The organism is Skermanella sp. (assembly GCF_059503625.1).
Map to the genome: position 1 here is coordinate 1 of NZ_JCACHA010000747.1, position 8,159 is coordinate 8,159.

8 protein-coding genes and 1 tRNA gene are annotated in these 8,159 nt (G+C 64.7%); 2 read left to right on the forward strand and 7 right to left on the reverse strand.

Annotated elements, in window-relative coordinates:
- The 3 genes from AC5JJ6_RS25645 to AC5JJ6_RS25655 all read right to left on the reverse strand — a co-directional run.
- Window positions 1-552 (reverse strand): 3-hydroxyacyl-CoA dehydrogenase NAD-binding domain-containing protein (locus tag AC5JJ6_RS25645; RefSeq protein ID WP_496044787.1); only part of this gene is annotated, 552 nt, incomplete at its 3' end.
- A gap of 50 nt (window positions 553-602) precedes the next feature.
- A complete protein-coding gene (locus AC5JJ6_RS25650; protein WP_496044788.1) occupies window positions 603-1,514 on the reverse strand; it encodes a beta-keto acid cleavage family enzyme in 912 nt (303 codons plus the stop codon).
- Window positions 1,515-1,693: 179 nt separating this feature from the next.
- Window positions 1,694-1,903, reverse strand: coding sequence for a hypothetical protein (locus AC5JJ6_RS25655; protein ID WP_496044789.1), 210 nt, complete (start codon window positions 1,901-1,903; stop codon window positions 1,694-1,696).
- Window positions 1,904-2,127: 224 nt separating this feature from the next.
- Between AC5JJ6_RS25655 and AC5JJ6_RS25660 the strand changes: the two genes are divergently transcribed.
- Window positions 2,128-2,631 (forward strand): DUF427 domain-containing protein, encoded by a 504-nt coding sequence (locus AC5JJ6_RS25660; protein ID WP_496044790.1) that lies wholly within the window; start codon window positions 2,128-2,130, stop codon window positions 2,629-2,631.
- Between the two features lie 100 nt (window positions 2,632-2,731).
- Complete coding sequence (locus AC5JJ6_RS25665) at window positions 2,732-2,854, forward strand: hypothetical protein (protein ID WP_280178482.1); 123 nt, start codon at window positions 2,732-2,734, stop codon at window positions 2,852-2,854.
- Window positions 2,855-3,357: 503 nt separating this feature from the next.
- Here the strand turns inward: AC5JJ6_RS25665 and AC5JJ6_RS25670 are convergent.
- From AC5JJ6_RS25670 to AC5JJ6_RS25685, 4 genes are all read right to left on the reverse strand, one after another.
- Window positions 3,358-3,433 (reverse strand) — tRNA-Lys (locus AC5JJ6_RS25670).
- Window positions 3,434-3,511: 78 nt separating this feature from the next.
- A complete protein-coding gene (gene coaD, locus AC5JJ6_RS25675) occupies window positions 3,512-4,051 on the reverse strand; it encodes a pantetheine-phosphate adenylyltransferase (RefSeq protein ID WP_496044791.1) in 540 nt (179 codons plus the stop codon).
- A gap of 33 nt (window positions 4,052-4,084) precedes the next feature.
- Window positions 4,085-6,796, reverse strand: coding sequence for a DNA gyrase subunit A (gene gyrA, locus AC5JJ6_RS25680; protein ID WP_496044795.1), 2,712 nt, complete (start codon window positions 6,794-6,796; stop codon window positions 4,085-4,087).
- A 281-nt stretch (window positions 6,797-7,077) separates the two neighbouring features.
- On the reverse strand, window positions 7,078-8,159 hold a 1,082-nt coding region (locus tag AC5JJ6_RS25685; RefSeq protein ID WP_496044792.1), incomplete at its 5' end, for an MATE family efflux transporter.

Sequence of the window (8,159 nt, forward strand, 5' to 3'; positions counted from 1 at the left end):
CTTCCGCATCCTCAGCGGGCGCATCCCGATCGAGCGGTAGAAGGTGGCAGCTCGCTCCACCGTGTCGGCCGCCGTGCGCTCTCCGGGGACGATCTCGACCAGGGGGAGCAGATAGACCGGGTTGAAGGGATGCCCGATGACCACCCGCTCCGGATGGCGGCAGTCCGCCTGGATCCGCGACGGAAGCAACCCGGAGGAACTTGAGGCGATCACGACTTCGCCACCGCAGCCGGCGTCGATTTCCGCCAGCAAGCGGCGTTTCAGGTCCTCGCGCTCGGGCGCGTTCTCCTGGATGAAGTCGGCAGCCGCCGCGATCTCGGCGACCGACCCCGCGAAGCGGAGGCGTCCCCGGTCCGCTCCGGGACCGAGCCCCATCCGTTCGAGCGCCGGCCAGGCATTGTCGACCGCGGCCCGCAACGCCCGCTCACCGTCAGGGGCGGGATCGTAAGCGACGACGTCCAGGCCGTGGGCAAGGGCGCGCGCGGCCCAGCCGCTGCCGATCACGCCGCCGCCGATCAGGCCCAAGGTGCGGATCGTTGAAGAATTGGACATTTGCTGAATTTTCCCCAAGGCGAGGGTTGATGACGCGGGTGACGGCGGGATCAGCGACCGGGAGCCTTGAGCCCCAGGATCTCCCGGGCTTCCCCCGGGCCGACCACGCCGGAGCCGAGCGCCTCGACGATCGTGACGGCGTGTTCGACCAGACCGCCGTTGCTGGCTGGAACCCCGCGGTCCAGATACAGGTTGTCCTCGAGCCCGACGCGGACGTTCCCGCCGAGCAGCACCGCCTGTGCGACCATCGGCATCTGCATCCTGCCGATTCCGAAACCCGCCCACACGCTGTTCGCCGGCAGCATGTCGCGGAGCGCCAGCATCATGCGCGGCTCCGGCGGCATGCCCCAGGGGATGCCGAGGCAGAACTGGAACAGGGGTGGTGCGTCCAGCAAGCCTTCCTCGATCATCCGCTTGGCGAACCACAGGTTGCCGGTATCGAAGATCTCAAGTTCCGGCTTGACCCCGAGGCGCTGAATGATCGCCGCCTGCCGGCGCAGGATGTCGGGCGTCGAGACATAGACCAGCGACCCGTCGCCGAAGTTCAGCGAACCGCAATCCAGCGTGCAGATCTCGGGCAGCAGTTCGGCCACATGGGCGGCACGGGCTTCGGCTCCGACGAGGTCGGTATCGGAGCCGAAGCGGGCCGGCTCATGGTCCGGGCCGACGAACAGGTCGCCGCCCATCCCGGCGGTCAGGTTGACGATGACGTCGCTCCCGCTCGCCCGGATGCGGTCCATCACTTCGCGGTAAAGCGCGACGTCACGGCTGGCTTTTCCGGTTTCAGGATCGCGGACATGGATATGGGCGACGGCGGCGCCGGCCGATGCCGCTTCCAGTGCCGCTTCGGCGATCTGCTTCGGAGTGACCGGGATCGCCGGATGCTTGCCCACGGTATCGCCGGCGCCCGTGACCGCGCAGGTTATGATGACGCGGCGGTTGATCTCGGTGGAATTGGCCATGGCTGATCCCGCTGCTGAACTTTGCTGAGTATCCGGACCGGGTTCGAGCCCCCGTTCTGACGATCAGTTTGCTGCAACGGCGGAAGTCCACTTGACCGGAACCGTCATTCCTATGACCGGATGCGACATGATGCGGATATGATGGGACGGAGTCCCACCGGATCGGAGCTTGTGCCGCCTCAGCCCTTGCCCGGCTTCTTCCGGGTCCGCCCACGCTGGCCGACGGCTTCGCCTTCCTTGCGCTGGACGAACAGCCGTCCCGCCTGCATCGCAGCCGCACGGCTGATGTAGTTGCCGCAGTCGAACCGCTGCCCGTCGAACGTCACTGCCAGGGTGAAATTCTGAGGGCCGGCTTCATCGATCTGGATGGTCGCTGGAGGATTCTTCATGGTGACGTAGCTATACCATCTCGCCCAGGTGTCCGCACCTCGGGAACGGCTCGATGAGGGCATCAGCGCGGCCGGATCGGCTGAACGCACTGCCGCGACGCTAGCTCAAATGTCCTGAGCCCCCAACTCGCCGAGCAGGCGTCCCGTCCCGCTGGTATCCGTCACGAGGACTGACGGACTGCCAAGTTATTGGACAAAAGGGGCAAGGCTCCCATGTTATCCGCATGACTGTACCGATCGTCCATCCCGATCCGCCCGGCCCCGGCCAGGAAAGCGTCTGGTCTTATCCGCGCCCGGCAATCGCGGAGCCGTGTTCGCGGCATATCAGGATACTGCACCGCGGCGTCACGATCGCCGATACTTCGGCAAGCGTCCGGACGATCGAGACTAGTCATCCGCCCAGCTATTACATCCCGCCCTCCGACATCCTCCCCGGCCTGCTCCAGCCCTCAGCTCGACGATCATTCTGCGAGTGGAAGGGCGACGCCGTCTATTTCGACCTTGCGGTCGGCGGCGTGAGGCTGCGGGATGCCGCCTGGAGCTATCCCGCCCCCGGCCCGAAATTCGAGATACTGCGGGACTACGTCGCCTTCTATGCCGGGGCCGTCGACGAATGCTTCGTGGATGGCGAACGCGTCACGCCGCAGCCAGGTGACTTCTACGGCGGCTGGATCACGTCCGACGTGGCCGGGCCGTTCAAGGGTGTGCCCGGCAGCCGCTTCTGGTAAACTTCCGAACAAGCTTTCCTTGGGACTGTCGCCAAGGACATTCGACCGGGAGTGTGATCCGGTTCATGTAATCTCCATCAGTGCAGATCTAGTCTGCTGCATGAACAAGATCATCCGTGAAACCCTCTTCTTCATCGTTGCCTCAGCAGTCATCCTGCCGACGCCGATTTTGATCCTGGCCTGGATGACAGGCAGGACGTTGAGAGAAGTGCTGTTCCGCTGAACTCCAAAAGCCGGCGATGACATGCAAGGCGCCAATGCCACGTTCGACATGATCGGGCACAGACCCGCTTATGACCGCCGCGGCAAGAAAAGACGAAGGACGGGAACCATGCCGTGCTGATTTCGATAATCAGCATCGTTGCTTTCAACAGCCTGCTTTTGTCCGCGAATGGGGTCCGCCGTGTCGGGCTGTGGAGTGCCGCCACCTTCCGGCAGCGTGCGCACGCACTCTTTCATTTCTGGGAAGTTTCCTGTCGCCGAGGCCACGGCGGATCGTACCCCAGATAAAATCCGGATGACGTGGCGCGGTAGATCGTCTCCCTCGCCGATCCGGCCCCCCTCCGACGGGTGACCGGCCAAGTGGTCGCCATCGACGGCGGGTTGGGGATTGCTTAACCTCAAGGACCAAGGCCGGCAGCAACCATGGCTTCAATGGTGGCTTCGACGCTACCCGTCCACCGAAATGAAGAAGGCCATGGAAACGGTTGATTTCCATGGCCTTTTTGGTGAGCGCGCTGGGGCTCGAACCCAGGACCTACTGATTAAAAGTCAGTTGCTCTACCAGCTGAGCTACGCGCTCTCAGGGTCGGGGGGAACATAGGGGCCGGATCACTCCGGGTCAACCGCGATTTCCTGATCAGCCCGCGTCTTCAAGGCTCTAAACCTTCAGGGTCTGGATGCGCTTGGTCGTGTCGTGGCTGTCCTGCTCGAACCGCGTCGCGAGGCGGGCGGCCACGCGGGGGGAAACGAAGCTGGTGATGTCGCCGCCAAGCCGCCCGATCTCCTTCACGAAGCGGGAGGAGATGAACTGGTGGCGGTCGGAGGCCATCAGGAAAACGGTCTCGACCTTCGGGTTCAGGCGGGCGTTCATGCCCGCCATCTGGAACTCGTACTCGAAGTCCGACACTGCCCGAAGGCCCCGGATGATGATGGATGCGTTCATATCGACCGCGAAGTGCATCAGCAGACTGTCGAAAGGACGTATCTCGATCTTGGTGCCGTTCGGCTTGAGGGCGGCCACGTCCTCCTCGACCATCTGGACCCGCTCCTCGGTCGAGAACAACGGTCCCTTGCCGGCGTTTCGGGCGACACCGACGATCAGGTGGTCCAGCACGCGGGTCGCGCGCTGGATGATATCCATGTGGCCGTTGGTCACCGGGTCGAAGGTTCCCGGATAGACACCGATTCGCTGGCTCATCTCTCGCCTCCCACCCTCACGTCAGGCCTGTCTTCACACCGCTGCGCCATCGCCGGACTCGGCGGCGCCGTTGTCGGACGCACCACTCTCCGGCAGTCCGGTATCGGCTTCGGCTTCTTCGGTCAACCAGGCGACCGAAACCACCCGCTCGCCCTGGGCCACCCGGAACAGGGTGACGCCCTGGGTCTTGCGGCCGGCGATCCGGACGTCGTGGATCGGCATGCGGATCATCTGCCCGCCGTCGGTTACCAACATCACCTGATGGTCGTCCGTCACGGGGAACGTCGCGACGACCGGCCCGTTGCGCTCGTTCATCTCGATATTCCAGATACCCTGCCCGCCCCGGCCGGTCACCCGGTACTCGTAAGCGGATGTCCGCTTGCCGAAGCCGCGCTCCGAAACGGTCAGGATGAACTCCTCCTTGCCGCGCAGCTCGTCGTAGCGCTCAGGCGACAGGGCGATGTTGGTAGAGACCTCCGCATCGGGATCGGGAGCCTCGTCGCTCGATGCTTCCTCCCCGGCGGCCCGGCGCTCGGTGTTGGCCTGACGGAGATAGGCAGCACGCTCGTCGGCATCGGCATCGACGTGCCGCAGCATCGACATGCCGATCACTTCGTCGCCATCGGCCAGCCTGATACCGCGCACGCCGGTCGAGGTCCGTCCGCTGAAGATGCGGATGTCGTCGACCTGGAAGCGGATGCACTTGCCGTTGCGGGTCGCCAGCATGACGTCCTGATCGACGGTGCCGGTGCGGACGGCGATAAGCTGCTCGCCCTCCTCCTCCAGCTTCATGGCGATCAGGCCGTTGGCGCGGATATTGGTGAAGTCGGAAAGCTTGTTGCGGCGGACATTGCCCTTGCTGGTCGCGAAGAAGACACACAGGTCGCCCCATGTCGTCTCGTCCTCCGGCATCGGCATGACGGTGGAGATCCGTTCGCCGTCTTCCAGCGGCAGCAGGTTGATCAGCGCCTTGCCACGGGCCTGCGGCGTGCCGAGCGGCAGGCGCCAGACCTTCAGCTTGTAGACCATGCCGCGCGACGAGAAGAACAGCATCGGCGTGTGCGTGCTGGCGACGAACAGGTCGTTGACCGTATCCTCCGCCTTCATGCTCATGCCGGACCGGCCCTTGCCGCCGCGCTTCTGCGCGCGGTAGGTGGAGACCGGGACGCGCTTGATGTAGCCGGAGTGGCTGACGGTGACGACCATGTCCTCGCGCTGGATCAGATCCTCGACGTCGGATTCGAACTCCAGCTCCATCAGGGTCGTGCGGCGCGGAGTGCCGAAGCGCTCCTTCATCTCCAGCAGTTCGGTCCGCAGGATCTCCAGCAGGAGCGTGCGGGACGCCAGCACTTCCAAGTAATAGGCGATGCGGTCGGTGACTTCCCGCAGGTCGGCGCCGATCTTGTCGCGCTCCAGTCCGGTCAGGCGGTGCAGGCGCAGTTCCAGAATCGCGCGAGCCTGGGCGTCCGACAGCCGGTAGGTACCCTGCGGGCTGACGCCCCTGCCCGGTTCGTCGATCAGCTCGATCAGCGGAATCACGTCGCCGGCGACCCATTCACGGGCCAGCATTTCCTCGCGCGCGGTGCCGGGATCGGGAGCGCGCCGGATCAGCGCGATCATCTCGTCCAGGTTGGCGACGGCGACGGCCAGACCGACCAAGTTGTGGGCGCGCTCGCGCGCCTTGCCCAGTTCGTATTCGGTCCGCCGGGTGATGACCTGTTCGCGGAAGGCGATGAAGGCGACGATGATGTCCTTCAGGGTCATCGTCACCGGACGGCCGCTGTTCAGCGCCAGGGTGTTGACGCCGAAGGAGGTCTGGAGCGGCGTGTAGCGGTAGAGCTGGTTCAGCACCACATCGGGAACGGCGTCGCGCTTCAGCTCGATCACGACGCGCACGCCGTCGCGGTCCGATTCGTCGCGAAGGTCGGAAATACCCTCCACGATCTTCTCGTGAACCACCTCGGCGATCCGCTCCATCATGCGGGCCTTGTTCACCTGGTAGGGCACTTCGTTGACGATGATGGCCCAGCGGTCCTTGCGGATCTCCTCCATCTCCGTCTTGCCGCGCATGATGACGGAGCCGCGGCCGGTATGATAGGCCTGCCGAATGCCGGTCCGGCCCATCACCAGCGCGCCGGTCGGGAAGTCCGGACCCGGCACGTGCTCCATCAGTTCTTCGATGGTGATGTCGTTGTCGTCGATATAGGCGCAGCAGGCGTCGATCACCTCGCCCAGGTTATGGGGCGGGATGTTGGTCGCCATGCCGACGGCGATGCCGCCGGCGCCGTTGACCAGCAGGTTGGGGAACCGGGCCGGCAGGACGTCCGGCTCGACCGACGATTCGTCGTAGTTGGGATGGAAATCGACCGTGTCCTTGTCGATATCGTCCAGCAGGCTTTCCGCCGCCTTGGCCAGACGCGCTTCGGTGTAGCGCATCGCCGCCGGCGGGTCGCCGTCCATGGAACCGAAATTGCCCTGCCCGTCGATCAGCGGCAGGCGCATGGAAAAGTCCTGCGCCATGCGGACCATGGCGTCGTAGATCGCGCTGTCGCCGTGCGGATGGTATTTACCCATCACGTCGCCGACGATACGCGCCGATTTCTTGTAGGCCTTGTTGCTGTCGTATCCGCCTTCCTTCATCGCATAAAGGATGCGGCGATGTACCGGTTTCAGGCCGTCACGGACGTCGGGGAGCGCGCGGCTGACGATCACGCTCATCGCGTAATCGAGATAGCTGCGCCGCATCTCCTCTTCGATGGTGACCGGCGAAATGTCGGATGGCGGTGGTGTCAGGTTGGCGGTCAAAAATCGAACTCGGGTTCAGGTGAAACGATAGCTGCGTTCAACAGACGCGGGCACGGCCGAACGATTTGGACGCCTGTCTTATATAGTGTCGGTGTACCAGTTTTTGCAGAAGCGAACAATCGGTTAGACCCCCTGAGCGCTGGCTTTGCGCACGATATAGGCACCGCGCTGACACGGGAGCGATCCTGTGCGGTGGCCGGAAGCGAATGCATACACGGACCTTATGTCCGCGACAACAGGTGGAAGCGAAGCGACAGCACGGAGATCGATACCAGACTGGCGATCAGGATGCCTTCGAACAGCCCGACGACGCCCCGCCCGGCGCTGAGCGCCAGCACCGCCCCCAGCGGGATCATGACTCCATAGTACGAGAAGAAGTGCAGCGCCGTCGGGACCCAGGTGTCCGCCTGCCCGCGCAGCGCATTCGCCATCACCACCTGCCCGCCGTCGGCGATCAGGATGAAGGCGCTGAAAGTCACCAGCGGCACCGTGACCGCCAGCAACTGCGGGTCTGTGGTGAACAGCCCGCCGATCTGCTCGGGAAACAGGGCGAACAGGCAGGCGACGACCGCCAGGATCGCACTGGTCACGCCAAGTCCGGTCCATCCCGCCATGACGATGTCGTGACGGTCGCGCCGGCCATAGGCGACGCCGACCCTGACGCCGGTGGCGGAGGCCAGTCCGACCGCCGTCATGAACGGCAGGGCGATCAGGTTCAGCGAGATCGTATAGGCGCCCAAAGCCAGCGGTCCGACCATGCCGGCGAACAATCCCAGAATGGAAAAGGCGCTGCTTTCCAGCGCCAGACTGGCGCCTGCCGCATAGCCAAGCCGCCGCTGATGGGCGGCACCGCGCCACCATTGGCCGGCAGGTTCGCGGATGCGCAGTTGCTGGCGGTCGCGCAGGTACCAGACATAGGCCAGCAGCGACAGCGCCAGCATCCAGCGGACGATCGTCGTTGCCCAGGCGGAGCCTTCGGCCCCCATCGCCGGAATGCCCCAGGCGCCCCAGACCAGTATGATATTGAGCGGAACGTTCAGCAGGTTCGCAAGGATCATGACGACCATTCCCGGCAAGGGCCGCTTAAGCGCCTCCAGGAAGAAGGCGGATGCCGTGTAGAGCATGGCCGCCGGAAGGCCGGCGCCCAGCACGGCCAGGACCCGCGCTCCCCCCTCGGCCACGTCGGGCGCCTGCCCCGTCAGGCGGAAGAACGGTTCGCCAGCCAGGCTCGCCAGCGCGGTCAGGATGCCGAGCAGAAAGGCATAGGGCAGCGAGCGGCGCCAGATCGGCCCGCATTCCTCCA